The organism is Natronospira elongata (assembly GCF_034931365.1).
Classification (GTDB): domain Bacteria; phylum Pseudomonadota; class Gammaproteobacteria; order Natronospirales; family Natronospiraceae; genus Natronospira; species Natronospira elongata.
In genome coordinates this window covers 16,765-40,054 of sequence record NZ_JAYGII010000001.1, presented here as the reverse complement: position 1 = coordinate 40,054, position 23,290 = coordinate 16,765, and the positions used below count along the sequence as shown (strand labels likewise).

General features: G+C 61.5%; 30 protein-coding genes and 1 tRNA gene. 7 read left to right on the top strand and 24 right to left on the bottom strand.

Annotation, left to right across the window (positions count from 1 at the left end; all coding sequences use genetic code 11):
- Positions 1 to 27: 27 nt before the first annotated feature.
- The 9 genes from flgJ to flgB form a co-directional block, all read right to left on the bottom strand.
- Positions 28 to 999 carry a flagellar assembly peptidoglycan hydrolase FlgJ gene (gene flgJ, locus VCB98_RS00230; protein WP_346049247.1) on the bottom strand — a complete coding sequence of 324 codons (972 nt, stop codon included), beginning with the start codon at positions 997 to 999 and terminating at the stop codon, positions 28 to 30.
- A 12-nt stretch (positions 1,000 to 1,011) separates the two neighbouring features.
- On the bottom strand, positions 1,012 to 2,088 hold the full coding sequence (locus VCB98_RS00225) for a flagellar basal body P-ring protein FlgI (RefSeq protein ID WP_346049571.1): 1,077 nt from the start codon (positions 2,086 to 2,088) through the stop codon (positions 1,012 to 1,014).
- A gap of 91 nt (positions 2,089 to 2,179) precedes the next feature.
- Positions 2,180 to 2,902 carry a flagellar basal body L-ring protein FlgH gene (gene flgH / locus VCB98_RS00220; RefSeq protein ID WP_346049245.1) on the bottom strand — a complete coding sequence of 241 codons (723 nt, stop codon included), beginning with the start codon at positions 2,900 to 2,902 and terminating at the stop codon, positions 2,180 to 2,182.
- Positions 2,903 to 2,931: 29 nt separating this feature from the next.
- The gene (flgG, locus tag VCB98_RS00215) at positions 2,932 to 3,717 is read right to left on the bottom strand and encodes a flagellar basal-body rod protein FlgG (RefSeq protein WP_346049244.1); all 786 of its coding nucleotides are present in this window, start codon (positions 3,715 to 3,717) and stop codon (positions 2,932 to 2,934) included.
- A 90-nt stretch (positions 3,718 to 3,807) separates the two neighbouring features.
- Positions 3,808 to 4,551, bottom strand: a complete 744-nt coding sequence (gene flgF, locus VCB98_RS00210) for a flagellar basal-body rod protein FlgF (RefSeq protein ID WP_346049242.1) — start codon at positions 4,549 to 4,551, stop codon at positions 3,808 to 3,810.
- Between the two features lie 27 nt (positions 4,552 to 4,578).
- Positions 4,579 to 5,796, bottom strand: a complete 1,218-nt coding sequence (gene flgE / locus VCB98_RS00205) for a flagellar hook protein FlgE (protein ID WP_346049240.1) — start codon at positions 5,794 to 5,796, stop codon at positions 4,579 to 4,581.
- 78 nt (positions 5,797 to 5,874) lie between these two features.
- Positions 5,875 to 6,546, bottom strand: a complete 672-nt coding sequence (locus VCB98_RS00200) for a flagellar hook assembly protein FlgD (protein ID WP_346049238.1) — start codon at positions 6,544 to 6,546, stop codon at positions 5,875 to 5,877.
- A 40-nt stretch (positions 6,547 to 6,586) separates the two neighbouring features.
- Positions 6,587 to 6,991, bottom strand: a complete 405-nt coding sequence (gene flgC, locus VCB98_RS00195; RefSeq protein ID WP_346049236.1) for a flagellar basal body rod protein FlgC — start codon at positions 6,989 to 6,991, stop codon at positions 6,587 to 6,589.
- 6 nt (positions 6,992 to 6,997) lie between these two features.
- Positions 6,998 to 7,402, bottom strand: a complete 405-nt coding sequence (gene flgB, locus VCB98_RS00190) for a flagellar basal body rod protein FlgB (protein ID WP_346049234.1) — start codon at positions 7,400 to 7,402, stop codon at positions 6,998 to 7,000.
- 264 nt (positions 7,403 to 7,666) lie between these two features.
- Here flgB and flgA point away from each other — a divergent pair, with 264 nt between their 5' ends.
- From flgA to VCB98_RS00155, 7 genes are all read left to right on the top strand, one after another.
- Positions 7,667 to 8,368, top strand: coding sequence for a flagellar basal body P-ring formation chaperone FlgA (flgA, locus tag VCB98_RS00185; RefSeq protein WP_346049232.1), 702 nt, complete (start codon positions 7,667 to 7,669; stop codon positions 8,366 to 8,368).
- A gap of 153 nt (positions 8,369 to 8,521) precedes the next feature.
- Positions 8,522 to 8,824 (top strand): flagellar biosynthesis anti-sigma factor FlgM, encoded by a 303-nt coding sequence (flgM, locus tag VCB98_RS00180; protein ID WP_346049230.1) that lies wholly within the window; start codon positions 8,522 to 8,524, stop codon positions 8,822 to 8,824.
- A 78-nt stretch (positions 8,825 to 8,902) separates the two neighbouring features.
- Positions 8,903 to 9,424, top strand: a complete 522-nt coding sequence (gene flgN / locus VCB98_RS00175; protein ID WP_346049228.1) for a flagellar export chaperone FlgN — start codon at positions 8,903 to 8,905, stop codon at positions 9,422 to 9,424.
- A gap of 134 nt (positions 9,425 to 9,558) precedes the next feature.
- Positions 9,559 to 10,284, top strand: a complete 726-nt coding sequence (locus VCB98_RS00170) for a flagellar brake protein (protein ID WP_346049226.1) — start codon at positions 9,559 to 9,561, stop codon at positions 10,282 to 10,284.
- 104 nt (positions 10,285 to 10,388) lie between these two features.
- A complete protein-coding gene (locus VCB98_RS00165) occupies positions 10,389 to 11,615 on the top strand; it encodes an EAL and HDOD domain-containing protein (RefSeq protein WP_346049224.1) in 1,227 nt (408 codons plus the stop codon).
- A gap of 195 nt (positions 11,616 to 11,810) precedes the next feature.
- Entirely contained in the window at positions 11,811 to 12,188 is a 378-nt protein-coding gene (locus VCB98_RS00160; RefSeq protein WP_346049222.1) for a hypothetical protein, read from the top strand.
- Between the two features lie 182 nt (positions 12,189 to 12,370).
- A complete protein-coding gene (locus VCB98_RS00155; protein ID WP_346049220.1) occupies positions 12,371 to 12,760 on the top strand; it encodes a hypothetical protein in 390 nt (129 codons plus the stop codon).
- 71 nt (positions 12,761 to 12,831) lie between these two features.
- Here VCB98_RS00155 and VCB98_RS00150 read toward each other — a convergent pair.
- The 15 genes from VCB98_RS00150 to VCB98_RS00080 form a co-directional block, all read right to left on the bottom strand.
- A tRNA-Lys gene (locus VCB98_RS00150) sits at positions 12,832 to 12,907 on the bottom strand.
- Positions 12,908 to 12,978: 71 nt separating this feature from the next.
- Positions 12,979 to 13,671, bottom strand: coding sequence for a 7-cyano-7-deazaguanine synthase QueC (gene queC / locus VCB98_RS00145; protein ID WP_346049218.1), 693 nt, complete (start codon positions 13,669 to 13,671; stop codon positions 12,979 to 12,981).
- A gap of 17 nt (positions 13,672 to 13,688) precedes the next feature.
- Positions 13,689 to 14,387 carry a 7-carboxy-7-deazaguanine synthase QueE gene (gene queE, locus VCB98_RS00140; protein ID WP_346049216.1) on the bottom strand — a complete coding sequence of 233 codons (699 nt, stop codon included), beginning with the start codon at positions 14,385 to 14,387 and terminating at the stop codon, positions 13,689 to 13,691.
- Between the two features lie 11 nt (positions 14,388 to 14,398).
- Positions 14,399 to 15,178 carry a tol-pal system protein YbgF gene (ybgF, locus tag VCB98_RS00135; RefSeq protein ID WP_346049214.1) on the bottom strand — a complete coding sequence of 260 codons (780 nt, stop codon included), beginning with the start codon at positions 15,176 to 15,178 and terminating at the stop codon, positions 14,399 to 14,401.
- A gap of 5 nt (positions 15,179 to 15,183) precedes the next feature.
- Complete coding sequence (pal, locus tag VCB98_RS00130; RefSeq protein ID WP_346049212.1) at positions 15,184 to 15,732, bottom strand: peptidoglycan-associated lipoprotein Pal; 549 nt, start codon at positions 15,730 to 15,732, stop codon at positions 15,184 to 15,186.
- A 42-nt stretch (positions 15,733 to 15,774) separates the two neighbouring features.
- Positions 15,775 to 17,121 (bottom strand): Tol-Pal system beta propeller repeat protein TolB, encoded by a 1,347-nt coding sequence (gene tolB, locus VCB98_RS00125; RefSeq protein ID WP_374729178.1) that lies wholly within the window; start codon positions 17,119 to 17,121, stop codon positions 15,775 to 15,777.
- The gene (tolA, locus tag VCB98_RS00120) at positions 17,118 to 18,038 is read right to left on the bottom strand and encodes a cell envelope integrity protein TolA (RefSeq protein ID WP_346049210.1); all 921 of its coding nucleotides are present in this window, start codon (positions 18,036 to 18,038) and stop codon (positions 17,118 to 17,120) included. Before tolA ends, tolB begins: the two co-directional genes overlap by 4 nt.
- Positions 18,035 to 18,493 carry a protein TolR gene (gene tolR / locus VCB98_RS00115; RefSeq protein ID WP_346049208.1) on the bottom strand — a complete coding sequence of 153 codons (459 nt, stop codon included), beginning with the start codon at positions 18,491 to 18,493 and terminating at the stop codon, positions 18,035 to 18,037. Before tolR ends, tolA begins: the two co-directional genes overlap by 4 nt.
- A 3-nt stretch (positions 18,494 to 18,496) precedes the next feature.
- The gene (tolQ, locus tag VCB98_RS00110; protein WP_346049206.1) at positions 18,497 to 19,180 is read right to left on the bottom strand and encodes a protein TolQ; all 684 of its coding nucleotides are present in this window, start codon (positions 19,178 to 19,180) and stop codon (positions 18,497 to 18,499) included.
- On the bottom strand, positions 19,177 to 19,584 hold the full coding sequence (gene ybgC, locus VCB98_RS00105) for a tol-pal system-associated acyl-CoA thioesterase (RefSeq protein WP_346049204.1): 408 nt from the start codon (positions 19,582 to 19,584) through the stop codon (positions 19,177 to 19,179). Before ybgC ends, tolQ begins: the two co-directional genes overlap by 4 nt.
- 69 nt (positions 19,585 to 19,653) lie before the next feature.
- Positions 19,654 to 20,694, bottom strand: a complete 1,041-nt coding sequence (gene ruvB / locus VCB98_RS00100; RefSeq protein WP_346049202.1) for a Holliday junction branch migration DNA helicase RuvB — start codon at positions 20,692 to 20,694, stop codon at positions 19,654 to 19,656.
- A gap of 3 nt (positions 20,695 to 20,697) precedes the next feature.
- The gene (gene ruvA, locus VCB98_RS00095; RefSeq protein WP_346049200.1) at positions 20,698 to 21,297 is read right to left on the bottom strand and encodes a Holliday junction branch migration protein RuvA; all 600 of its coding nucleotides are present in this window, start codon (positions 21,295 to 21,297) and stop codon (positions 20,698 to 20,700) included.
- On the bottom strand, positions 21,294 to 21,836 hold the full coding sequence (gene ruvC, locus VCB98_RS00090) for a crossover junction endodeoxyribonuclease RuvC (protein ID WP_346049198.1): 543 nt from the start codon (positions 21,834 to 21,836) through the stop codon (positions 21,294 to 21,296). Before ruvC ends, ruvA begins: the two co-directional genes overlap by 4 nt.
- Positions 21,837 to 21,847: 11 nt before the next feature.
- Positions 21,848 to 22,597 carry a YebC/PmpR family DNA-binding transcriptional regulator gene (locus VCB98_RS00085; RefSeq protein WP_346049196.1) on the bottom strand — a complete coding sequence of 250 codons (750 nt, stop codon included), beginning with the start codon at positions 22,595 to 22,597 and terminating at the stop codon, positions 21,848 to 21,850.
- An 18-nt stretch (positions 22,598 to 22,615) separates the two neighbouring features.
- Entirely contained in the window at positions 22,616 to 23,182 is a 567-nt protein-coding gene (locus VCB98_RS00080; protein WP_346049194.1) for a YfaZ family outer membrane protein, read from the bottom strand.
- Between the last annotated feature and the right edge of the window lie 108 nt (positions 23,183 to 23,290).

Below are 23,290 nucleotides of genomic sequence, written 5' to 3'. Positions count from 1 at the left end.
ACCTCGGCGCGGATCGCGCGATCCTGTTTATTCAAACGGCCGGTCGGCCAAGTTCTTTAGTCCCGACGCCCATTCCGCCCCACTGCCATTGCCTGAGGCGGCGTCATTCAGCACTTCCTGCATGGGACGGCTACGAGCCACCCGCTCGATCTTCTCGGCATATTCGGGGTCAGTGGCATAACCGCCCGCCTGCAGGGCCCGACCAAAGGCGGCGGCATCATCGCCCTGGTCGAGCGCATTGCGATACCGGGGCGATTGCTCCAGCAGGCGAACGTAGTCCTCCAGGGACTCCTCGGGCGAGCGGTAGGCGCGAAACTGGTCATGGCGACGAACAGGCACCCCCGCCTCGAACTCCAGGGTGGGAACCGTCACCTCGGGCCCTTGCCAGTCCTGACTGGCCTTGATGCCGAACAGATTAAAGCTGTTGCGGCCCTGGCCGTCCCGGATCATGTGCTGCCCCCACCCGGTCTCCAGGGCGGCCTGTGCCAGAACCAGTTGCGGTTCTACGCCCAGACGCCGCGCCGCAGGGCGAGCCGCCGGCATCAGCCGTTCCAGGAAATCCCGGGGGCCATCGGGCCGGAAGTCTTCAGCGCTGTCGGTTGCCGCTCCGGCTGAATCGTTCTCTTCGGTGCGTACGGGAATGGCTCGCTGGCGCATGGCTTCAATGGTGTCCCGGGCGCCCTTGCCGGGCGACGCTGAAGCAGGCTCACCACCCAGTTCACGAACAATCATGTCGGCCAGACCGATGCCCTGGCCTTGAGACATCTCCACCGCGATCTGCTGATCGAACATATCCCGGTAGAAGTTCATTTCATTGCCGCCGGTGAGATCGTCACCGAAGCTGGCCGCCCGCATGCTCTGCAGCATCATGTGGGTGAACAGAGACTCGAAATGCCGCGCAACTTCCCGCAGGGCTTCCGGATCATCCCGACGAGCCTTGCCGCGCAGGCGTTCAAGACCCTGGAGGTCGGTAAAGACGGGCTTGTCACCGGAAATCATGGCCGGGCCTCCTCAGATCACCACCAACTGGGCGCGCAAGGCACCCGCGCGGTCCAGGGCCTCGAGGATGGCCACCAGATCACCGGGGGCGGCGCCGACCTCGTTGACCGCCTCGACGATCTGGTCCAGCCCCACGCCCGGGTCGAACAGGAACATGCTGGCATCTTCCGGCTCCTCGACCTCAATCTCGGTACGTGGCACGACGATGGTTTCCCCCGGCGCAAAGGGCGAGGGCTGCACCACGAAAGGCCGCTCACGAATGCGCACGGTCAGCGCCCCGTGGCTCACCGCGGCGGGGCCGACGCGGACATTGGAACCGATGACCACGGTGCCGGTACGGGAATTGACGATTACCCTGGCCGGCCCTTCGCCGGGTTCCACCCGGAGGTTTTCCAGCACCGAAACGAAGGCAATACGCTGAGTGGGATCATTGGGGGCCTCAACCCGGACGGAAGTGGCATCCAGAGGCAGGGCGGTATTGGCACCAAAGTTGTCGTTGATGGTTTCGGTGAGACGGTGGGCGGTGGTGAAATCCGAATCATTCAGGTGCAGGGTGATGAACTCCTGCTCCTGAAAGTTATTGGGCACTTCCCTCTCCACCGTGGCACCGTTGGGTACGCGACCGGCACTGGGCACATTCACCGTCACCCGTGAACCGTCCTGGCCATCAATACCAAAACCCGACACCACCACATTGCCCTGGGCCATGCCGTAGACCTGTCCGTCGGCACCCAACAAGGGCGCCATTACCAGGGTGCCACCGCGAAGACTGGTGGCATTGCCAAGAGAAGACACCGTGACATCGATTTCCTGGCCGGGCTTGGCAAAGGGTGGCAGCTCGGCGGTGAGGGAGACGGCGGCCACATTGCGAAGCTGCGGGTTGACGTTGGCCGGCACCTCGATGCCGTAGGTGGAGAGCATGTTCTTCACGCTCTGCACCGTGAAAGGCGTCTGGGAGGTCTGGTCACCGGTCCCATCCAGGCCCACTACCAGGCCGTAGCCGGTGAGCTGGTTGGCCCGCACACCGCCGACAGTAGCCAGGTCCTTGACCCGGTCACCCTGCTGATCGGCCATCACCTCGCCAAGCATCTGTTGCGCCGTGGCGGGCAGCAGACTCAAGCTCAGCAAGAAACCCGCGAACCAGGCAGTGGCAGCTTGTGCTTTCATGACCGATCCTCCCTCACAAGGGGCTCAAGGGTGACTGGAAAAAGCGGGTCAGCCAGCCAGGCTGATTGGCATTGGCCAGGCTGCCGGTGCCGCTGTAGGTAATACGGGCATCGGCGACCCGATTGGAAGGCACGGAGTTATCCGAGGCAATATCCTGGGGGCGGATGATGCCGGCAATACGCACCATTTCCTCGCCCTGGTTGAGGGTCAGCCATTTCTCCCCCTGCACCATCAGGTTGCCGTTGGGCAGGCGGCGGGCGACGGTCACCGTGATCTCGCCCTCGAGGCGATTGCTCTGGCTGCTCTCACCGCCGCCTTCGAAAGAACGGCTGCTACCCATTTCCGTTTCCAGGATGGGCCGCCCACGGTGGGTCACCCCGCGGCCAAACAGCGTGGGCGGCTGCATACTGGTGCTGCTATCCCGGCTGGTATTGGTATTCATGCTCTTGCTGGCATCGGTCCGTTCCACCAGGCGGATGGTGAGAATGTCACCCACCCGCCGGGCCCGGCGATCCTCCACCAGGGAACTGGCATAGGCCGCCTGGAAGATGGAGCCGCTGACCCGCTCGGACTCGGCGGGCTCCTCGGGCATGACCGGCTCGTAGCTGCGCTCGTCGTCCCGAGGCGCCTGACCGGCACAGCCTGCGAGAAAAGCGGCAATGATCAGCAGCATGAGAGCGGCAAGCCCTTGCCGCCCCAACGATACCTGACGATGTTGTCGAGACACTCCAGTCATGATTCATCTACTCCCATCAATGTGAGCGATTAAAGCTGCTGGTTGGTGAACTGCAGCATCTGGTCGGCGGAGGAGATGGCCTTGGAATTGATCTCATAGGCCCGCTGGGTCTCGATCATGTTCACCAGCTCTTCCACCACATTGACGTTGGAACTCTCCAGTGAGCCCTGCTGAAGCATGCCGAGACCGTCGAAACCCGGCGTGCCCGGCTGGGGCGGACCACTGGAGGCGGACTCCATGAACAGGTTCTCGCCCCTGGCCTGCAGACCGCCGGGGTTGATGAAGCGGGTGAGCTGAATTTCACCCAACTGAACCGGCTCGGCCTGTCCCGCCAGCTTGGCGCTCACCGTGCCATCCGAACCGATGGAAACGCTCTCGGCATCCGGGGGAATCTGAATACCGGGTTCCAGGGAATAACCACTGGAAGTCACCACTTCGCCCTCGGCATTGAGCTGAAAGGAACCGTCCCGGGTATAGGCCTGGGAACCATCAGGCAGCCGAATCTCGAAGAAGCCATCGCCCTCGATGGCCAGGTCGAGGGGATTCTCGGTCTGGATCATGTTGCCCTGGTTGAACAACTTCTCGGTGGAAACCACCCTTACACCGGTGCCCTTGCTCAGCCCGGAGGGATTGAGGGTTTCCTGCGTGGTTTGGCCCCCTACCTGGCGGACGTTCTGATACATCAGGTCCTCGAACGCCGCCCGCCCCCGCTTGAAGGCCGTGGTGTTGGCGTTGGCCAGGTTGTTGGACACCATGTTCATGCGCGTCTGCTGCGCATCCAACCCCGTTTTCGCCACCCATAGTGCTGAGTTCATCTCTCTCGCTCCTCGGAAAGCTGACGCATTGCCGTCACTTCCCTCTTGATCATTGGTTACGCTGCAAATTCAGTGCCAATTCCGGCTGGATCAACCCTGACCGCGGATCAGCTCGGATGCGGCACGGGCATTGTCATCCGCACTCTGGATCATCTTGACCTGGGTCTCATACTGACGGGCCAGCTGAATCATGTTCACCATCGCCGTGGTGACATTGACGTTGCTGCCCTCCAGTACGCCACTGGCCAGGCTCACCTCCGCATCGGCCTCGGCCTCCTGACCATCGGCCAGTCGCACCAGGCCATCAGGGCCCTTTTCCAGCTCTTCCAATGGCGGATTGACCAGCTTGATCCGGTCCACCAGGGCCATGGCTTCGGAGCCCTGGCCCTGGGGCACGATGCTGATGGTGCCGTCATTGCCAATGGACAATTCATCATGCGGCGGGACCGCCACCGGGCCGGCGTCTCCCAGAACGGGATGGCCGGTACCGGTGACCAGATTGCCGTTGGCGGTCAGTTGCAGATCGCCGGCGCGGGTATAGGCTTCACTGCCGTCCGGCGCCTGTACGGCAATCCAGCCTTCACCCTGGATCGCTACATCCATTTCCCGACCGGTGGTCTGCATGGTGCCGGGGGTAAAATCCACACCCAGCCCCCGGTTCACCGCATTGACCCGACTGGCATAACCAGGGCCCCTGACTTCTTCCGGTGCAAAAGCATGCAGATCGGCGCGAAACCCGGCGGTATTGGCATTGGCCAGGTTATGACTGTTGGCCGCCTGAGCCTGCATGGTCTGTTTGGCGCCGGTCATGCCGATGTAGATGCTGCGATCCATGTCATCACTCCCGTTTCAATCCAACCCTTATCGGATATTGATAATGGTCTGGGTAATTGCGTCCGAAGTGGAGATCATCTGAGCATTGGCCTGGAAGTTACGCTGGGCCGTGATCATCTCCACCAGCTCTTGGGTCAGGTCTATATTGGCCCCTTCCAGGGCACCGGCCTGAATTTCACCGAAACCGGAGGCACCCGCTTCACCCAACTGGGCCTCGCCGGCAGCAAAGCTCTCTGCCCAGCGGGTATCACCCACCTTCTGCAAACCCTGGGGGTTGTCGAACTTGGCCATGGCCACTTTGCCCAACTGTTCGGTCTGGCCGTTTGAGAAGCGTGCAGAGGCAACGCCGTCACCGTCCACATCAAACCCCGTCAAGCGGCCCACCGCGAAACCATCCTGAGACAGCTCGGTCACGCCGAAGCTGCCGCCAAACTGGGTGGAACCCCGATAATCGATGGAAATTTCCAGCGGCTCGGCACCGTTGCCCGGATCAAAGGGCGTGTAATCGATGGTTGCAGGATCCGGCGTCGCCAGACTGCCATCGGCATTGAAGGTCAGGGTATCCGGGCCACCGATCTCCTCGTCGCCAATGTAGAGATAGGTTTCCCACTCATTGGTGTCCTCTGACTTGACGAAATAGGTAGTGGCGTCATGGCGGTTGCCAAGGGAGTCATAAACCGTGATCGAGCGGCTGTTATTGAAGCTCAGGGGATCATCCGGATCGAAATCCGTCACTTCGGGCGGTTCGGCATCGGCCGGGAGGTTAAGCTCGGCCCGAATCCCGGAAGTGGCCTGGGGCGGATTCTCACCGGTCACCAGTCGCAGATCCTGAAGTTGCCCTGTGTTGAAGCTCCCATCACCGGCGGGGGGATAGACCTGAAGGCGCTCCCCCAGATTGTTCTGAACAAAACCGTCATTGTTCAGCGAGAAATTACCGGCACGGGTGAATACCCGCCCATCGGCACCCTCCAGGGTGAAGAAACCCTCGCCACTGATGGCCAGATCCAGATTGTTCTCGGTGAAATCGATATTGCCCTGGGTAAATTGCTGGGAGACCCGTTGCAGACGGACCCCGTTACCCGTGGACGTGTCGGAAATATCCCCGGTGCTCACCGCAAAGAGATCGGCGAATTCGGCCCGGGAACCCTTGAAGCCAGTGGTATTCACATTGGCAATGTTGTTGGAGGTCACGTTCAAGTGACTGGATGCGGCATTCAGTCCGCTCAATGCAATACGAAATGGCATGATTCTCTCTCCTCAATACCCGCCGAAAATTCGGCATTCAGTCCTGCCCCGCCGGCCAATCAATGGCCGGCACTCCCATCAAAGAAACTCGTGAACGTCGGAAAGCCGATACTCACCAGCCGCCGTATTCAGACTCACCCCCCGACCACTGCGGTCCAGGGTCACACTGTCAACCATGTGATTGATCAGGGCCTGGCCTGATTCGGTGGAATCACCACGGATCACACTGGCATCCACGCGATAAGGACCTGCCTGCACCGGTTGGCCCTGGTCGTCCAGTCCGTCCCAGTGAAAACGGGCCATGCCTTCGCCATGGGAACCAAGATGCATTCGTCGAATGCGCTCCCCGTTCTGGTCGAGGATGTCCACCACAACATCATTGGCACTGCCATCAAGCTTCACTGCACCCGACATCCCTATTTCCTCGTGCATGAAGCCACCGTCTGCCTCCACCAGCACAGTGCTTCCCACCAGACTGGATGCCTGCAGTGCCTGGCTCGACTGCATGGCTCCAGCAAGATCAGAGAAGCCGTTCTTGAGCTCGTTAATACCGGAAACGGTGCTGAACTGCGCCAACTGCCCCAGAAACTCCCCGTTTTCCATGGGATCAAAGGGGTCCTGATTCTGGAACTGGGCGATCATCAGCTTCAGGAATTGCTCCTGGCCCAGCTCATCGTTCCCCTTGCCCTTGCTGCCTTGCTGGTCTTCGCGAGTGCGCAGGCCCAGCTCTTCAAATGGATTGCCGTTCATGGAAGAAATCATCACCAATCACCTCTTCTCGTCAGGGGCATCACTGCCCCATCTGCAGGGTTCTCTGCATCAGGTCCCGGGTAGTGCTGACTACCTCAATGTTGTTCTGGTAAGCCCGGGAGGCTGACAGCATGTTCACCATCTCCTCGATAGGGTTAACGTTGCTGCCAAAGACATAGCCTTCTTCATTGGCTTCGGGGTGTTCCGGCTGATAACGCGCTTCCACCGGGGCCCCGCTGCGCACGATGTTCTCAACGCCCACACCAACCGAGTCAGGATTGTCGAAACGATCCATCCAGGCCTGGAAGTGAGGATGACGGGCGCGATAAGCCGTCTCGGGATCACCCGTGACGCTGTCCGCATTGGCCAGATTGCTGGCGGTGGTATTCAGGCGCAGAGACTGAGCGCTCATGCCGGAGCCGGCGACATCAAAGACGTTGAACATGATTGATTACCTCATCGTTTGGCCAGTGATGGCGTTCTTCAGCGATGAAATGCGACCGCTGGTGAACTGCAGGGCCGCCTGGTAGCGCATCACGTTCTCGGCCCAGTTACTCATTTCCAGGTCAGGGTCCACGGTGTTGCCATCCAGCGACGGCTGGTTGGGCACCCGGTACTGCACCTCGCCACCAGCACCCATGCCGCTGGACTGGATGTGGCGGGCGTTGGTGGTCTGCATGGCCGGGCTGCCCGGTCCCATCTGCTCCTGAAGTGCAGCCCGAAAATCCAGATCACGCGCCTTGAAATGCGGGGTGTCGGCATTGGCCAGATTGGAAGCCAGTATCTGGTGGCGGCGCTGGTAAACCCGCAGTGCCTCCTGCTGCTTGCCGACTGCGGTCTCGAATCCAATGGGCATGGCGGCATTCCTCCTGTGGTGCAAAATCCGCTCTCTCACAGCCCGTCTATCGCAATCGGCATGCCAACTATTTTTTAATCAACAATTTCAATTAGTTACCCATTAACCCCGGGAGCGGGCGGCAGGCCATTGCCGCCGTTCTTGCCGCCTCGGGGACCATTGCCTGCCGCCAAGAGGGCAAGAAGGCGGGTCTCGGGCGAACTATTCACTGGCATATAAATTGCAACGTTATTCCGCCGAGCCTGTTCAAGTGGTAAAGCGACGATGAACCGACACTTTTTTCTGCTGAGCACTTTGCTCCTGGCCCTCTGGGCCCTGCCGGCCGCGGCAAGTGACTGGCAAGACCCGGACAGCATCCGTGACGCCGCCGAAGGCTTCGTCCAGGCGCAAATGGGTGACAACGGCCAGGTTCGTGCCCGGGCTGGAAACGTGGATCAACGATTGCGGCTGCGGCGCTGTGAGCAGGGCCTGGAGACTTTTCTTCCCAGTGGCCGAGAACTGGGCGGAAGCAACACCACGGTCGGCGTGCGCTGCCCGGGGCCGGTGCAATGGCGGCTTTTCGTCTCTGTCGAGACCGAGGTTCTGGCCCCTGTGGTGGTTGCCAACGGCGTTCTGCAACGGGGCCAGGTCCTTGGGCCGGAGGACATCAGCCTGCAGGAGAGAAACACAGGCTCTCTGCGTCGGGAATTCTTCACTAGCCCGGATGAAGTCGTTGGTATGCGCCTGCGCCGCAATCTTTCGCCCGGCAGCGTGATCCAGGCCAATCACCTGGATATCCAGCGCCTGGTAGAGCGCGGCCAGCGGGTGCGACTGCTGGCACGGGGTGAGTCCGTGGAAGTGAGCATGGCCGGTGAGGCCCTGCAGAACGGGGCTCGAGGACAAAGGATTCGGGTCCGCAATCTGAGTTCCGGCAAGGAGCTGGAAGGTGTTGTGAGCGGCGAAGGGACGGTAAAAATCCGTTTCTGAACCGAGAGTTAGACCGACCCTGGCCTGGGAAGCGGCCGGGACGGTACAATAGAGGACAGGTCGCGACGGAAAATCCGAAAAAATCCCTCAAGTCCGGCGGGAAGCGGCCGATAAGGAGGGTGAAAGCGGGTTTTCCGGGGGAGCGAGGAAGTCATGATCGATCGCATCAACAATCTGGTCCAGGGGCAGAACCAGCTCCAGAACGATCGGCGCAATGAGCGGGTGGAAAATACCCGTGAAGGCGGCGGCGAGAGCGGCAATCGCCCTGAAGAGGACCGGGTCAGCCTGTCGGCCTCCGGTCGCCAGATGCAGGCCATCGAGCAGCGCGTCGCGGAAAGCGACGGCGTCGACCAGGCACGGGTCGCCGAGCTGCGTGATGCGATTGAACGTGGCGACTACGAGCTTGACTCTGATCGCATCGCTGACGCGTTGATCCGCGACAGCCGGGAAATCTAGACCCCGGCTGAAGCCGTTCGAGCGCCCTCCTTCGTCCTGTCCTCCCCAATCCATCTGGATCGTCCGGAGGAATTCGCTGTGAATGACCAAGCCCAGCACGACCCCCGCCAGCTCGCCAGCCAGCGGCTGCAATCCCTTCGGGCGCTGGCGCGCCAGTTTGAGCAGCTCCTGGAACAGGAAGCCGCGGCACTCAGCCAACGCGACACCGAGGCCGTCCATGATCTGGCGGCAAGAAAGATCCCGCTTGCCGAAGACATGGACCGGGGTTTTAAATATCTGCTCGGGGCATTGGAAAAGGGATTCAACATCCAGGCCTCAAGCGATGCCCGGGAGAGGCGTGGCGAGCAGATTGCCAGGGCCCTTGAGTTGGCCGGCGAATCCAGCCTCGCGACTCAATGGACCGAGCTGCTGGCCGAATTGGGCAAACTACGCCACGACAATCAGAATAATGGTCAGCGGGTCGGATTGCAGGGTAGACAGATTGAACAGGCTCTCGCTATCCTCAGCGGGCAGGATTTGGGGACAAAAGCCAGCACCACCTATGGATCGGATGGTCGTACCCGGGATGGCGAGAACAGTCAGCGCCATGTTTGGGTTTGATCGCCCCTGGTCGGCGTATTGATGCCGCTCCTCGCTTATTTCGCTCAGCACGGCTCCCTGCGCACGGATAGCAGCATGAGTCGACTACACTTTGCCCAATAGATAAAACCTTTTGACATAAATTGAAAGCTACAGTGACAGTGGAATCCGACCATAATGCCCCGGCGGAAGAAACGCTGGAGAAGCGCCCTGCCCGCATCCGACAGTTACTGCTGCGGTTGAGGGACCAGCGCCCCTTGCTGACCGTCAGCTTCCGCGGCCGCTCCGATCAGTTCGGCAGCATGCTGCTGGGCGTGGACATAGAGCGTGGCGAACTCAGTTTCGACGAGCTCACCCCCACTGATGGCGATCGACTGGTTCGTCTCCAGCAGAGTTTTCAGGTCACGGGGCAGCTGGATGGCGCGGAAGTGCGTTTTCCGGTCCAGGTACGTCGTCGCGAGGAACAGGATGGCTTCATCACCTATATTGCGCCGATCCCGGATAGTCTGCGCTACCTTCAACGGCGCCGGGCCTTCCGGGTGGAAGTTCCTGCTCGCCCCGAATGCCCGGTGGTAATGAGTAATTCGGACGGGGACTGGTTCGAGGGCGTGTTGGTCGACGTGTCGATTTCCGGCATCGGTTTCCGTGTCAACAAACAGCTCGCCGATGGACTGGAGCGCGGTAACCGTTGTGACTGCCATATTGATTTTCCTGACGCCACGGTTGAAACCCGGGTCGAAATCCGTTTCAACGAGCCAGTGCGTGACAAACCCTTCAATCGCCTGGGGGCTCGATTCCTTCGCCTGGAGGCCAGTGACCGCCGTCAGATCGAGCGATTTGTCTTCCAGTTGCAACGCAGGCAGCTAAAAAACGAACTATAAGCCGATGTTTTGTCCAGAGGGGCTTGAGACTGCAATGGCCCTCCCGCCATAATTGGCGTCAATACCACCCGGTGAGCCCCACCCCGCCGACACAGGTTGATTTCATGGCAGAAACAAGCGCAGCAAGCAAGGGACCGGCTCCGCAGCTCTTCATTGCTCGGCAACCCATCTTCGACCAGAAGCAGCGGGTCTATGGCTATGAGATCCTGTTTCGGGACAGCCGCCGCAACATTGCCTCGGTATTCGACGGCGACCGGGCTACCTCTCAGGTAATCACCGATACCTTTCTGGAAATCGGTCTGGACAAACTGGTGGGCTCCAAATATGCCTTTTTCAACCTGACCCGCAACTTTCTCATCAACGACACGGATTTCCCGCTATCCAGCGCCCATGTGGGGCTTGAGATCCTGGAAACCGTGGAAGTGGATGACAAGCTGGTGAAATCGGTGGAGCGGCTGGTGGACCAGGGCTTCAAGATTGCCCTGGATGACTTCGAATACCGTGAAGAAGTGGTTCCGCTTCTGCCGCTCGCGCATCTGGTCAAGATCGACATACTCGATCGCAGCCGGGAACAGCTGGCCGAGGAAGTGAGCAAGGTCCGCCAGTACCCCGCCCGGCTCGTGGCAGAGCGGGTCGAGACCCAAGAGGCCTTTGACATGGCCGTGGAACTGGGCTTTGACTATTTCCAGGGCTATTTCCTGTGCGAACCCGAGCTGCTGGAGCGCAAGCGCCTGCCGGACAACAAACTCAGCATTCTCCGGGTTCTGGCCAAGCTACAGGACCCTGATGTGGGGCCCAAGGAACTGGAAGCCATCATCAAGCAGGACGTGGCCCTTTCCTACAAGCTGCTTCGCTGCGTCAATTCCGCCTATTACGGCGTCTCCCTCGAGATCAAGTCCATTCAGCATGCGATTGTCTACCTTGGCCTGCCGGCGGTGCGCAACTGGGTACGTCTGCTGGTCCTGGCCGGTCTGACCGATCGCCCCCCCGAACTGATTACCATTGCCCTGACCCGCGGCAAGATGTGCGAAATCCTGTCGGAGCATGCGCCCAATCTGAGCCGGGAGGTTGCCTTCACCGTGGGCCTGTTTTCCGTCCTGGATGCACTCCTGAACGCGCCCCTGGAAACGATTCTGGACTCGGTACCGCTATCCGAGGAGATTGACCGAGCGCTACTGCAGGGGAAAGGACCCTACGGCGTCCTGCTTGGTTTCGTGAAGGATTATGAACAGGGCAATTGGGACAATATCGAGGATGGCCCCTACCCTGCTGAAGCCGTCAAGCAAGCCTATATCGATGCACTGGACGCTGCCGGCAATATGATCACCTGAAGCGCGCGCGGCGAAATTCCCTCTCGTCGGGCAGGCCCGGCGATCAGGCGCACGATACCGACAGTACCCGCTCTGAACCGCCCATCCCCTGAGAATTACCGCCCGTTAATCACGGGATTGCCCCCTGCCCCCTCCCTTGACCACACTGTATATGTCAAATGTCGCTAGGCCTTCGTCGGAAGAGGGGTTCCCGAAATGCGAAAGATGGTCCTGCTCTGCAGTCTGCTGTTTGTTTTGCCACTGGCGGCCCCGGCCTGGGCGGCCTGCTCCTCCGGAGATTTTGGGGTGGAGAATTTTGAAATCGGCATCGACCAGTGTCGTGGCCGTAACTGCCCAAGGGTGATCATCAAGGGCGACCTGATCAATAACTGTGACGCCCCCGCGGCGGCCCGAATCGAGATTGAGGCCCTCGCCGGTAACGGCAACGTGGTCAATTCCGTGGATGGCTGGCCGGCGCGAACCAGCAATCTGGACCCAGGTGACCGGGTCTCCTTCGATTTCACCGGCATGATGACCTTCGAACGCAACATGGTGGACTTCTCGGTCAGCATTGTCGAAGTCCGCGAATGGTAATGCACAGACGGGCGTCAAGCCCGCACACCGTTGGCCTGCCTGATTGGACGCTGCACAAGGCGTGCGACAGCAGGCCACAAAATTAAGGGGACAGGTGAGCCGGGCATAGCGGCAGGACAGCCGTTTCCCTGAGTTCTGAAAGTAATTGGATTTTGCGAACAAGCGATTAAGGACGAGTCCACATGAATCACTCCCTCAAGTACCTGGCCCTGGCGGCCACGACAATGCTTTTCCTTGGTTTCGGAAACATGGCCTGGGCGGCCTGCACTTCTTCGGACTTCGACGTCCAGGATCTGGATATCTCGGTTGAGAACTGTTCCGGACGCAACTGCCCCCGGCTGGTGATGCGCGGGCAGCTAGTGAATAACTGCAGCGAGCCCGCCGGTGCCCGAGTGGAAATCGAAGCAAGAGCCGGCAACGGCAACCCCGTGGACAGCGTTGACGGCTGGCCGGCCCGGACCGAAAACCTGGGCCCCGGTGAATCGGCGGAATTTGATTTCACTGCCATGATGGAGTTCGAGCGCAATATGTCCGATTTCTCGGTTTCCATCATCGAGACCCGCACCTGGTAAATCACCAGTACCGGGACAATACCCGCAAATTAAAAAAGGCGCTTCTCCAAGGAGAAGCGCCTTTTTTAATTTGGTGGGTCGTGCTGGATTCGAACCAGCGACCAGCGGATTAAAAGTCCGATGCTCTACCAACTGAGCTAACGACCCGGAAAGCCCGCCATTATAGCGGCATTGCACACATGTTGGAAGCTCTGAGAGAGAGAAAACTTCCCTGCCACTCACTGTCGGTAGTGGGTGGGATCCCCGACCCCGGCTTCTTCAAAGCCCTGGCGGCGGAAACGGCAGGCGTCGCAGCGGCCACAGGCCCTGCCCGCCTCATCGGCCTGATAGCAACTCACGGTCAGGCCATAGTCCACACCGAGCGCCAGACCACGCCGAATAATCTCGGACTTGGGCAAATCGATCAGCGGGGTGCGAATACTCGGTCCCCGACCTTCCAGACCCTGGCGTGTCGCCACATCGGATAATGCCTGGAACCGCTCGATGAATGCCGGCCGACAATCAGGATAACCACTGTAATCCACCGCATTGACACCGATATAAATGGCAGCGGCTTCAATGACTTCGGCCAGGCCCATGGCAATGGAGAGGAAGACCGTGTTGCGGGCCGGTACATAGGTCACCGGGATCCCCTCACCCGGGGTCTCGGGCACCGCCAGACTGGCATCGGTCAACGCGGAGCCACCCAGGCTACCCAGGTCCAGCCCCACAGTCCGATGGCTGGCGGCCCCCAGGGACTCGGCTACACGCTCGGCCGCCTGCAATTCTGCATCATGGCGCTGGCCATAGCGGAAACTGATTGCATGACACTCGTAGCCCTCGTCCCTGGCCATGGCCAGCACGGTGGCTGAATCCAGGCCGCCCGAGAGGAGCACGACGGCCTTCGGCGTGTCGTCATTTGAAATCGGCATAATCTGGCTAGGCTCTGTCAGCGACCGGGGACGTCGCCCCAGAGGTACTTGTGCAATTGCAGCTGAAACCGCACCGGGAGGCGGTCTTCCAGTATCCATTCCGCCAGCTGGGCGGGCTTGAGACCCTGGTGCTCCGGCGAGAAAAGGACTTCGCAGCGATCCTGCAGTGACTCTCGCCGCAACAGGTCCCGGCTCCACTCATAGTCGGCCCGGTTGCAAATCACGAACTTGAGCTGATCAGTGGGGCGCAACTGGTCCAGATTCTCCCAACGATTCCGATCCACCTCACCGGAGCCGGGAGTCTTGATATCCATCACCCGAACAATGCGATCATCCAGGACACTGATGTCCATTGCGCCGCTGGTTTCCACCGAGACTTCCTGCCCGCCATCGGCAAGGGCGTGGATCAGCCGATCGGCGTTGAACTGGGCCAGGGGTTCGCCCCCGGTCACCGTGACATGGCGGGCCTGGTAGCTGGCGACCTCCCGGCAGATGTCGTCGATCTCTCGCCACTCTCCGCCATGGAAGGCATATTCGGTATCGCAGTATACGCAGCGCAGCGGGCAGCCGGTCAGACGCACGAAAACGGTGGGCAAGCCCACCGTTCGCGATTCTCCCTGAAGAGAATGGAATATCTCGGTAATGCGCACCCGGTTCACCCGCGACCCTGCAGAATCACGGGAAGACATCGGCTTGAGCGGAACCTCTACCGTCATGGAGCGCTCACTCAGCGGCCTTCATCGGCCATGCGATTGAGGCGGTTCCCCGCCAGACGGGCGGCCGAGGTATCCGGATGGGAGCGGCGGACTTCTTCAAGCATGTCCCGCGCCTGATCCCATTGCTCCAGCTCGTAATAGGCAAAACCCAGCTTCAGAGCGGCGTCCGCCTCCTTGTTGGAGCCCGGATAATCATCCAGGACACGCCGAAATTCTTCGCTGGCCTGCTCGAAATCCCGAGTGACGTAATGAACCTCTCCCAGCCAATAGCGGGCATTGGCGCCGAGATCGCTGTCGGCGTGGTCTGCCAGGAAGGCGTCAAAGGCCTCGCCGGCGGCGTCGTAGCGCCCCTCCCGGAGAAGCTCGAAGGCCGCCTGGTAGGCCTCGGCTGGATCCGCCGCGCCCCTTTCCTCACCGGCATCCAGTCCTGCCAGTTCGTCTTCCTGAAGGTCGGGTGTGCCCGTCGGTGCACCCCCGACTTCCAGGCGCCGAAGCCGCCGGTCCAGGTCCAGGTAGGTTTCCCGCTGGCGCTCCTGGATGCCCTCCTGCTGGTGTTGAAGCAGTTCCACATCACCACGCAGGCCGCGAAGTTCCGACTGGATTTCCTCCAGGCTGGCGGCAAGATCAATAAGGCTGTCACTGTCCACCAGGCGCTCGATCTGTGCGAGACGGTCTTCCAGTTGATCAAGCCGCTCGGCGGTTTCGTCGTCCTGGGCATCCAGGGCGGCACAGCCCGGCAGCAGTAGGATGCTGCCCAGGGCCAGTGGAATCAGGCTGTTTCGAAAAGACATTGGCATCACCGGATATAGTCGATTTCCACCCGACGGTTGGCGGCCCAGGCATCCTCATTGCTCTCCGGGATGGCCGGCCGCTCCTCACCGTAACTCACGGTCCGGATCTGGTCCTCGGATACCCCATGGAGCACGAGCATGCGCCGGACGGCCTGGGCCCGTCGGTCTCCCAAACCGATATTGTACTCTCGTGAGCCGCGTTCGTCCGTATGACCTTCCAGACGGACCCGCAGATCGGGCCTGTCACGCAGGTAGCGGGCGTGCTCCCGAACCAGTTCCCGGTACTCGGATTTGACCTCGTAACGGTCGAAATCGAAGTAGATGACCCGCTCGGACAGCGGGCTATCCGGGTCGTCCAGGGCCTGGAACTCGGCAAATTCATCATCCCGCAGACCATCGATCTCCGCCGATTCTCTTTCCTGAGCAGCGCGGCGGTCCGCCTCGTCGGCGGCCTCCTCATCGACGATCTCCTGAGTGCCGGCACAGGCGGCCAGGACCAGGGCCGCCGACAAGGCAGTGACAAGCTTCAAGGTGATACCTTCATTCCCGTTCATGGAACTACTCCCCTGCAATCAAATTTTTGAAAAGCCAGGCTGTCAGTTTCCTCGCAGCGCACCCCGGTCGACGGCATCCAGGCGTGGCGACCATGCCGGCTCGCGGACATTGCTTTCACCGCTGCCCAGACGCTGGCGTACCCGGCCGTCCGTGGACACGGCGGACAGGACGCCCTGCCCATTGCTGCGCGAGGCATAAATGATCATGGCGCCATTGGGGGCAAAACTGGGAGATTCATCACTGTTGCCTTCTCCCAGCACGGTCAGACCGCGACGTTCCATATCCTGGACTGCAATCCGAAACCCGGGTTGCGCACCGCGATGGATCATGGCCAGCCGTCGACCATCGGGTGAGACCATGGGGCGGGCATTATAGTTGCCATCAAAGGTCAAACGCCGTAACTGCCCACCATCCACCCCCACACTGTAAATCTGGGGCGCACCCCCACGGTCCGAGGTAAAGGCAAGACGGTCACCGTCCGGGAACCAGGCGGGTTCGGTATCAATCGCCCGGCTGCGGGTGACACGGGTGAATTCACCGCTCTCCAGATCGAGCACATGGATATCCGGCCCGCCATCTCCCACCGACAGGGTCATGGCCAGCCGTTTGCCATCCGGGGAGAAGGCCGGCGCACCATTGATGCCGTCCCGGGCGGAGACGGACTGACGCTGCCCGGTCCGCAACTCCTGCACGAAGATCTCGGAACGGCGGTTCTCGAAAGAGACATAGGCCAGGCGCTCGCCATCGGGAGACCAGGCCGGTGACATGATGGGATGGGAAGAACTCATGATCTGGCGAGGGTTCTCGCCGTCGGAATCCGCCACCACCAGATGAAAGCGCTCCCGGCCATTGCGCCGCTCGACCTGAACATAGGCCAGTCGGGTATTGAAGGCACCGGGGTCACCGGTCAGCCGCTCGTAGATCATGTCGCTGATCTGGTGGGCAGCCCGTCGCAGGCGGTCGGCCCTCGCCGGCAGACTGTAGCCCAGCACCTGTTCGCCGCGGTGGACATCGTAGACGCGGAAACGAATGTCCAGGCGATCACCGGACTGGCGCACCTCGCCCACGATCAGATTATCGGCCTCCGCTTCACGCCATTCACTGAAGGAAGGGCGGCCTTCGATGCCGGGACGGGCGGGCAGCTCGTCCCGGCTCAGGGGGCGAAAGCGACCACTGCGTTCCAGATTGGCGGCAATGATGGCGGCCACGTCCTGCCCCGCCTCGCCGTCTGCTTCCCAGGCAAAGGGCACCACGGCCACCGGCTCGGCCGCATCCACACCACTGGTGATATCCACCCGCAGCACCTCATCGGCCCAGACGGCCGGGGCGAACAGCCACAGAAGCAGAATCAGCCAGCCTGCCCGCCGATAGTGATTTGCTTGCTTCACTGTGCATCCCCTCTGAAGGTAAATACGATGGTCCTGGCGAAAGCCTCTTCTTCCGGTGGCGGTGGCAAGGGCGAGGAGCGAAACACGGCCGATTCAATGGACCGAACCACCGCGGCCGGTGCATTGCAGTCTCGCACCTGAACCTCCACTACCTCGCCGCCGGGAATCTGCTGGGCGACTACCTCGCAGGCCAGATCATCCGGCACCTCGCCGGGCCGAATCCAGTGGCGCTCCACATGGGCACGAATCTGGGCCGTATATTGGGCCCGCAGGCTCTGGATCCGCCGCTGCCGCTCGGCCTCGCGACGGGCCCGGGCCTCTTCCTCGGCCGCCCGCTGCATGGCTTCCTCAGCCTCCCGCCGGCGGCGCTCTTCCTCTTCCGCCTGACGCCGAGCTTCCTCCTCAGCCCGGCGGCGCTCTTCCTCTTCCGCCTGGCGACGGGCCTCCTCCTCTGCCCGTCGGCGCTCTTCCTCTTCCGCCTGGCGGCGGGCCTCTTCCTCTGCCCGCCGACGCTCCTCCGCTTCCGCCTGCCGTCGCGCTTCCGCCTCCTCGGCTTGACGGCGCTCTTCTTCCTGACGCCGCCGTTCCGCCTCGGCCGCTTCGCGTCGACGCTGCTCCTCGGCGGCGGCACGGGCCGCTTCTTCCTCGCGAGCCCGGCGCTCGGCTTCCTCTGCCGCGCGGCGCGCTGCCTCCTCGCGCTGGCGTTCGCGCTCGATCAGTTCCTGCCGCGCCGCATCCAGGCTTTCGGCATCGATACTGGTGGCCTGGATGATCTCCCCCGGTGCCTCGTCCGCCGCGTCCTCGATGGGGCGATCACGCTCGAGGCTGATCAGCAGGGTGCTTCCCAGCAGGACATGCAGGGTGGCCGAGATCACCAGAGGCCACTTCCAGTCTTCCTGTTGCCTTCGGCGATTCACGCGCCTTCAGCTCCCGCAGGCCTCGCGGGCGGCTCGGTAATCAGCCCCACCCCCGGCGCTCCGGCGGCCCTCAAACTCGTCATGGCTTCCATCACCCGCCCGTAGTCAACATTGCGGTCCCCTCGGACATAGACTGGACTATCGGGTCGTTCGTTCAGCGCCTCGCTCACAAGCGCCTGAAGCTCGTCCTCGCTGACCTGCCGGTCGTCCTGATCGCCGATGCTGAGAAAATACTGCCCGTCCCGGTCAACGGTCAGGGTAATGGGCCGGCTTTCCTGCAGCTGATCCGCATCAATGGGCTCGGCATCCAGGGCGGGCAGGTCCACATCCACCCCCTGAATCAGCAGGGGCGCGGTGACCATGAAGATGATCAGCAACACCAGCATCACATCGATATAGGGGACCACATTGATCTCCCCCATCATGCGACGTTTCTTGCGCTTGCCCGCTACCATTGCCTACTGCTCCGAATGCGCGTTGCGTTCCAGGATGCTGCAGAATTCCTCGACGAAGGTGTCGAAACGCACCTCCAACCGTTCCACCTTGTCGGCATAACGGTTATAGCCAATCACTGCGGGAATGGCGGCAAACAGCCCCATGGCGGTGGCAATCAGGGCTTCGGCAATACCCGGCGCGACCATGGACAGGGTGGCCTGCTGCACGGTCCCAAGGGCCCGAAAGGAATTCATGATCCCCCAGACGGTCCCGAACAGACCGATATAGGGACTGGTGGAACCCACCGTCGCCAGAAAGGCGAGATTGGCTTCCAGGCGGTCGATTTCCCGGATGTGGACAATCCGCATGCTGCGGCGGGCGCTTTCCACCACATCGTCGGCGCTTCTGCCCTTGCGCTTCTGACCGTCCACGAATTCCGCAAAACCCGATTCAAAAATGGCCTCCATACCCTGGGATTCTTCCGGCTGCTCCGCCAGCTCCCGATACAACTCACTGACGTCACCACCGGCCCAGAAATTCTGTTCGAAGCGCTCGGCCGCCTCCTCCGCCTCTCTCAGCATGCGATGCTTGCGAAACATCACTGCCCAGGAAGCCACCGAGGCCAGAACCAGAATCAGCATGACGAGCTGGACGAGCAGACTGGCTTCGGCGATCAATGCCAAAATGGACATGTCTTGTTCGGTCATGCGAACAGAATCCTCTGCATGGAATCGGGAAGGGGGCGCGGCCGGAAACGCTCGGCATCCAGACAGGCCACGGTAATGATGCCATCGGTGAGATGGGCCCCATCGGCGGGACGATAGACTTTCTGCTCAAAAATGATTCGGGAGCGACGCTGCTCGGTCACCGCCGCGGTGACGTGGAGCAGGTCATTGAAACGGGCCGGGGCACGGTAACGCACCTCGGCAGCGGCAACCGCAAAGAGCACGCCGTCGTCGCGGATCAGCTCGTCCTGCTCGAAGCCAAGCTGACGCAGCCACTCGGTGCGCGCGCGCTCCATGAAACGCAGATAATTGGCGTAATAGACAACGCCACCCACATCGGTGTCTTCGTAATAGACCCGCACGGGCCACTCGAATAGATCAGACAATGTCCTTCCCCGACATCACGAATTGCACCTGAATGGACTCCAGGCCCGACATCCCCCAGACACTCTGACTCAATCGAACAGGCCCGGTTCCCCTTCCCCAGGCCGGTACCCCGGCGGTTTCATGCCGAAATGCAACCAGGCCGAGGAAGTGGCCACGCGGCCACGGGCAGTGCGTTTCATGAAGCCCTGCTGGATCAGGTAGGGCTCGATGACATCCTCGATGGTGCCGCGCTCCTCACCGATGGCGGCTGCCAGGCTGTCCACCCCTACGGGGCCGCCATCAAACTTCTCAATGATGGCGAGCATCAACTTGCGATCCATCAGATCAAAACCATTGGGATCCACCTTGAGCATGTCCATGGCCTGGTTTGCCACCGTCTCGGTAACCGTGCCACTGGCACGCACCTCGGCATAATCCCTGACCCGCCGCAGCAATCGATTGGCAACCCGTGGCGTACCACGAGACCGCCGGGCGATCTGACGGGCCCCGGCCTCCTCCACCGGCAGATTGAGGATATCCGCCGAGCGATTGACGATGAAGGCGAGATCCGCCTCGTCATAGAACTCCAGGCGCTGGACAATCCCGAACCGGGCCCGCAGGGGCGAGGTCAAGAGGCCGGCACGGGTAGTGGCTCCCACCAGGGTAAAGGGGGGCAGATCCAGTTTGATGGAACGCGCCGCCGGCCCCTCACCGATCACGATATCCAGCTGAAAGTCTTCCATGGCCGGATACAGCACTTCTTCCACCACCGGACTCAGGCGGTGGATCTCATCCACGAACAGCACGTCCCCCGGCTCGAGATTGGTCAGAATGGCGGCCAGGTCGCCGGGGCGTTCCAGCACCGGCCCCGAGGTCTGGCGCAGATTGGCTTCCAGTTCCTCGGCAATGATGTGGGCCAGGGTGGTCTTGCCCAGGCCGGGGGGACCGAATATCAGCGTGTGATCCAGGGCTTCGCCCCGCTTGCGCGCCGCCTCGATGAAGATTTCCATTTGCTCACGGACTTCCGGCTGGCCGCGATAGTCGGCCAACCGACGGGGACGAATGGCACGATCAAAGCGCTCGTCCTCGCCCCGGTTCTCGGCACTGATCAGGCGGTCCTGCTCACTCATGGCTTATCCTCTCCCCAGGCCTCTGAGGGCCTGGCGGATGATTTCCTCGCTGTTGAGGTCCTTGTGGTCCACGCCGGCGACCATGCGGGAGGCCTCCCGGGGCTTGTACCCCAGGGCAACCAGGGCGTCAAAGGCCTCATCGGCCGGACTGGCCGGCTGCGCACTGTCCCCGGCGGGCAATCGCGCACCATCCTGTTCGGGGATATCCAGGCGATCGCGCATTTCCACCACCAGGCGCTCGGCGGTTTTCTTGCCGATCCCGGGCAGCTTGGTCAGTCGAGCCGTGTCCCGGTCGCGAACACAGGCGGCGAACTCCCCTGCTGAAATGCCGGAAAGCACGCCCAGGGCCATCTTGGCCCCGACACCGGTGACCTTGATCAGGCTTCGAAAAAGCCGCCGCTCGCCGGCGGTGAGAAAGCCGTAGAGCACATGGGCATCGTCACGGACCACAAGATGAGTGAGAAGCTGCACCTCGCTGCCGGTCTCCGGCAGGTTGTAGAAGGTGGACATGGGCGCTTCCACCTCGTAACCGACGCCAGCAACATCGATCAGCAATTGAGGTGGCTGCTTCATCGCCAGACGGCCGCGCAGGAAGCCAATCATCGCCGCCACCCCCTCCGCCGGGTGGGCACGGCCTGGCGGGCCATGGCCACGGCCGAGGCGGCGGTGTGGGCGTGACAGATGGCCACCGCCAGGGCGTCGGCCTGATCGGACTGCAGAGGCTCGCGAATCGTCAAAAGCATAGCCACCATGTGCTGCACCTGCTCCTTTGCCGCTCGACCGCCACCCACCACGGCCTGCTTGATTTCACTGGGCGAGTACTCGTGGACCGGCAGGGCCGCCTGCAGGGCGCCACAAATGGCCGCCCCACGGGCCTGTCCCAGCTTGACGGCGGCATCCGGGTTGCGGGCCACGAAGACCTTTTCCACCGCCACCTCGCTGGGCTCATACTCCTCGACCACCGCGCTGATCCCCTCGAAGATCCGCCGCAGACGATCGGCGAAAGCCCCGCCACGGGCATCAATTCGGCCACTATGCACGTGGGCGAGGCGGTTGCCTTCCGCATCAACGATGCCGTAGCCGGTGCTCACCGAGCCGGGGTCGATTCCGAGAATGCGTCGTTTTTCTGTGGTCCTGCTCAAGACGAGCCAGCTCAGCCGGCTTCTTCTTCCCGGAACAGCTCGTCCGGGAAGTCGGCATTGGAGTAGACCGTCTGGACATCATCCAGGTCTTCAAGCCGGTCCAGCAGCTTGAGCACCTTCTCGCCCTCGTCCACCGAGAGGCTGATGGTGGTGGCCGGCCGCATGGTCACTTCGGCCTGTTCCGGCTTCAGCTCCTGGGAAACCATGGCTTCCCTGACCGCCTCATAATCCTCGGGCGTGGTCACCAGCTCGATGCTGCCATCCTCATTGTTGATGATGTCCTCGGCACCGGCCTCCAATGCAGCTTCCATGACCCGGTCTTCCCCCGTGCCCGGCGGATAGCTCAGTACGCCCTGCTTACTGAACAGGTAGGCCACCGAGCCATCCTCGCCCAGATTGCCGCCATGCTTGGAGAAAGCGTGGCGGACCTCGGAGACGGTCCGGTTGCGGTTGTCGGTCATGCAATCAACCATGATTGCCACACCGCCGGGGGCGTAGCCTTCATAGCGGATTTCTTCCAGGTCGTCGCCACCATCCTCGCCAGTCCCCTTGGCGATGGCCTTCTCGATCTTGTCCTTGGGCATATTGCTGGACAGGGCCTTGTCGATGGCCAGGCGCAGGCGTGGATTGGCAGCCGGGTCGCCTCCCTCGCGGGCGGCAACCGATATTTCACGAATCAGGCGGGTGAAGATCTTTGCCCGCTTGGCGTCCTGGGCGCCCTTGCGGTGCTTGATGTTCGACCATTTGCTGTGACCAGCCATAAAACTCCCCGTAAAAGATCAGAAATTCAGGCGCATCCCCAAGTGCAGGCCGGATTCAAAGGTGGCCGAGCCACCACCGAAATCCGGGCGCACACGACGATAGCCCAGGTAGATATTGGCCTGGCGAAGCACCTGGTATTCGCCGCGCAGGGCCCACTGGCTATGGCGCTCCAGGTCACCACCGGAGACGATGGAAGGCGCCACATAAAGCTCGCCACCCAGGCCCAGACGATTCATGTTGGGGATGGTCCAGCGGAAATAGCCACCCACCGCCAGGGCAACCCCGTCAGGGCCGGGGGTGTCGATGGCGATAATACGGCCACCCAAGCCGGTATCCAGGCGGCCGCCGGCCGGGTTGGCATTATCCACCAGGTGCAGGCCGAGACCGAGCAGATCGCCGTTATCCTGTTCATGCAGCCAGCTGACCTGGGTCTCCAGCAGGGCCTCGCCCCCGGTCTGCTTGTGCCAGGCCAGCTTGAATTCGGCGGCATCGTCGCTCAGATTCAGATCAAGGGTAAAGGCGCTGGCCTGACCCGCCGCCAGGGCCAGAGCCAGGAACAAGATGTAGCTCAATCGCTTGGGCATGCCGTTTTTCTCCGTGATTTGGCTTGGGAACCTTCTTGGCTATATTGATCCAACACAGACCGAAGGTTTCCTGATTGGACCGCCTTTGGCGCCGCCTGGCACCAAGCG

Bases quoted from the DNA above. Each gene is read 5' to 3' on its own strand.
- VCB98_RS00200 (WP_346049238.1), bottom strand. From the start codon at position 6,546: ATGAACGGCAATCCATTTGAAGAGCTGGGCCTGCGCACTCGCGAAGAC.
- queE (WP_346049216.1), bottom strand. From the start codon at position 14,387: ATGACGGTAGAGGTTCCGCTCAAGCCGATGTCTTCCCGTGATTCTGCA.
- VCB98_RS00225 (WP_346049571.1), bottom strand. From the start codon at position 2,088: ATGCTTGGCGAGGTGATGGCCGATCAGCAGGGTGACCGGGTCAAGGAC.
- VCB98_RS00085 (WP_346049196.1), bottom strand. From the start codon at position 22,597: ATGGCTGGTCACAGCAAATGGTCGAACATCAAGCACCGCAAGGGCGCC.
- queC (WP_346049218.1), bottom strand. From the start codon at position 13,671: ATGCCGATTTCAAATGACGACACGCCGAAGGCCGTCGTGCTCCTCTCG.
- flgH (WP_346049245.1), bottom strand. From the start codon at position 2,902: ATGACTGGAGTGTCTCGACAACATCGTCAGGTATCGTTGGGGCGGCAA.
- ruvA (WP_346049200.1), bottom strand. From the start codon at position 21,297: ATGATTGGCTTCCTGCGCGGCCGTCTGGCGATGAAGCAGCCACCTCAA.
- flgA (WP_346049232.1), top strand. From the start codon at position 7,667: ATGAACCGACACTTTTTTCTGCTGAGCACTTTGCTCCTGGCCCTCTGG.
- flgG (WP_346049244.1), bottom strand. From the start codon at position 3,717: ATGAACTCAGCACTATGGGTGGCGAAAACGGGGTTGGATGCGCAGCAG.
- flgB (WP_346049234.1), bottom strand. From the start codon at position 7,402: ATGCCCATTGGATTCGAGACCGCAGTCGGCAAGCAGCAGGAGGCACTG.
- flgE (WP_346049240.1), bottom strand. From the start codon at position 5,796: ATGCCATTTCGTATTGCATTGAGCGGACTGAATGCCGCATCCAGTCAC.
- flgM (WP_346049230.1), top strand. From the start codon at position 8,522: ATGATCGATCGCATCAACAATCTGGTCCAGGGGCAGAACCAGCTCCAG.
- flgC (WP_346049236.1), bottom strand. From the start codon at position 6,991: ATGTTCAACGTCTTTGATGTCGCCGGCTCCGGCATGAGCGCTCAGTCT.
- ybgF (WP_346049214.1), bottom strand. From the start codon at position 15,178: ATGTCTTTTCGAAACAGCCTGATTCCACTGGCCCTGGGCAGCATCCTA.
- VCB98_RS00160 (WP_346049222.1), top strand. From the start codon at position 11,811: ATGCGAAAGATGGTCCTGCTCTGCAGTCTGCTGTTTGTTTTGCCACTG.
- flgF (WP_346049242.1), bottom strand. From the start codon at position 4,551: ATGGATCGCAGCATCTACATCGGCATGACCGGCGCCAAACAGACCATG.
- tolQ (WP_346049206.1), bottom strand. From the start codon at position 19,180: ATGACCGAACAAGACATGTCCATTTTGGCATTGATCGCCGAAGCCAGT.
- VCB98_RS00080 (WP_346049194.1), bottom strand. From the start codon at position 23,182: ATGCCCAAGCGATTGAGCTACATCTTGTTCCTGGCTCTGGCCCTGGCG.
- VCB98_RS00155 (WP_346049220.1), top strand. From the start codon at position 12,371: ATGAATCACTCCCTCAAGTACCTGGCCCTGGCGGCCACGACAATGCTT.
- pal (WP_346049212.1), bottom strand. From the start codon at position 15,732: ATGAACGGGAATGAAGGTATCACCTTGAAGCTTGTCACTGCCTTGTCG.
- tolR (WP_346049208.1), bottom strand. From the start codon at position 18,493: ATGGTAGCGGGCAAGCGCAAGAAACGTCGCATGATGGGGGAGATCAAT.
- flgJ (WP_346049247.1), bottom strand. From the start codon at position 999: ATGATTTCCGGTGACAAGCCCGTCTTTACCGACCTCCAGGGTCTTGAA.
- VCB98_RS00165 (WP_346049224.1), top strand. From the start codon at position 10,389: ATGGCAGAAACAAGCGCAGCAAGCAAGGGACCGGCTCCGCAGCTCTTC.
- ruvB (WP_346049202.1), bottom strand. From the start codon at position 20,694: ATGAGTGAGCAGGACCGCCTGATCAGTGCCGAGAACCGGGGCGAGGAC.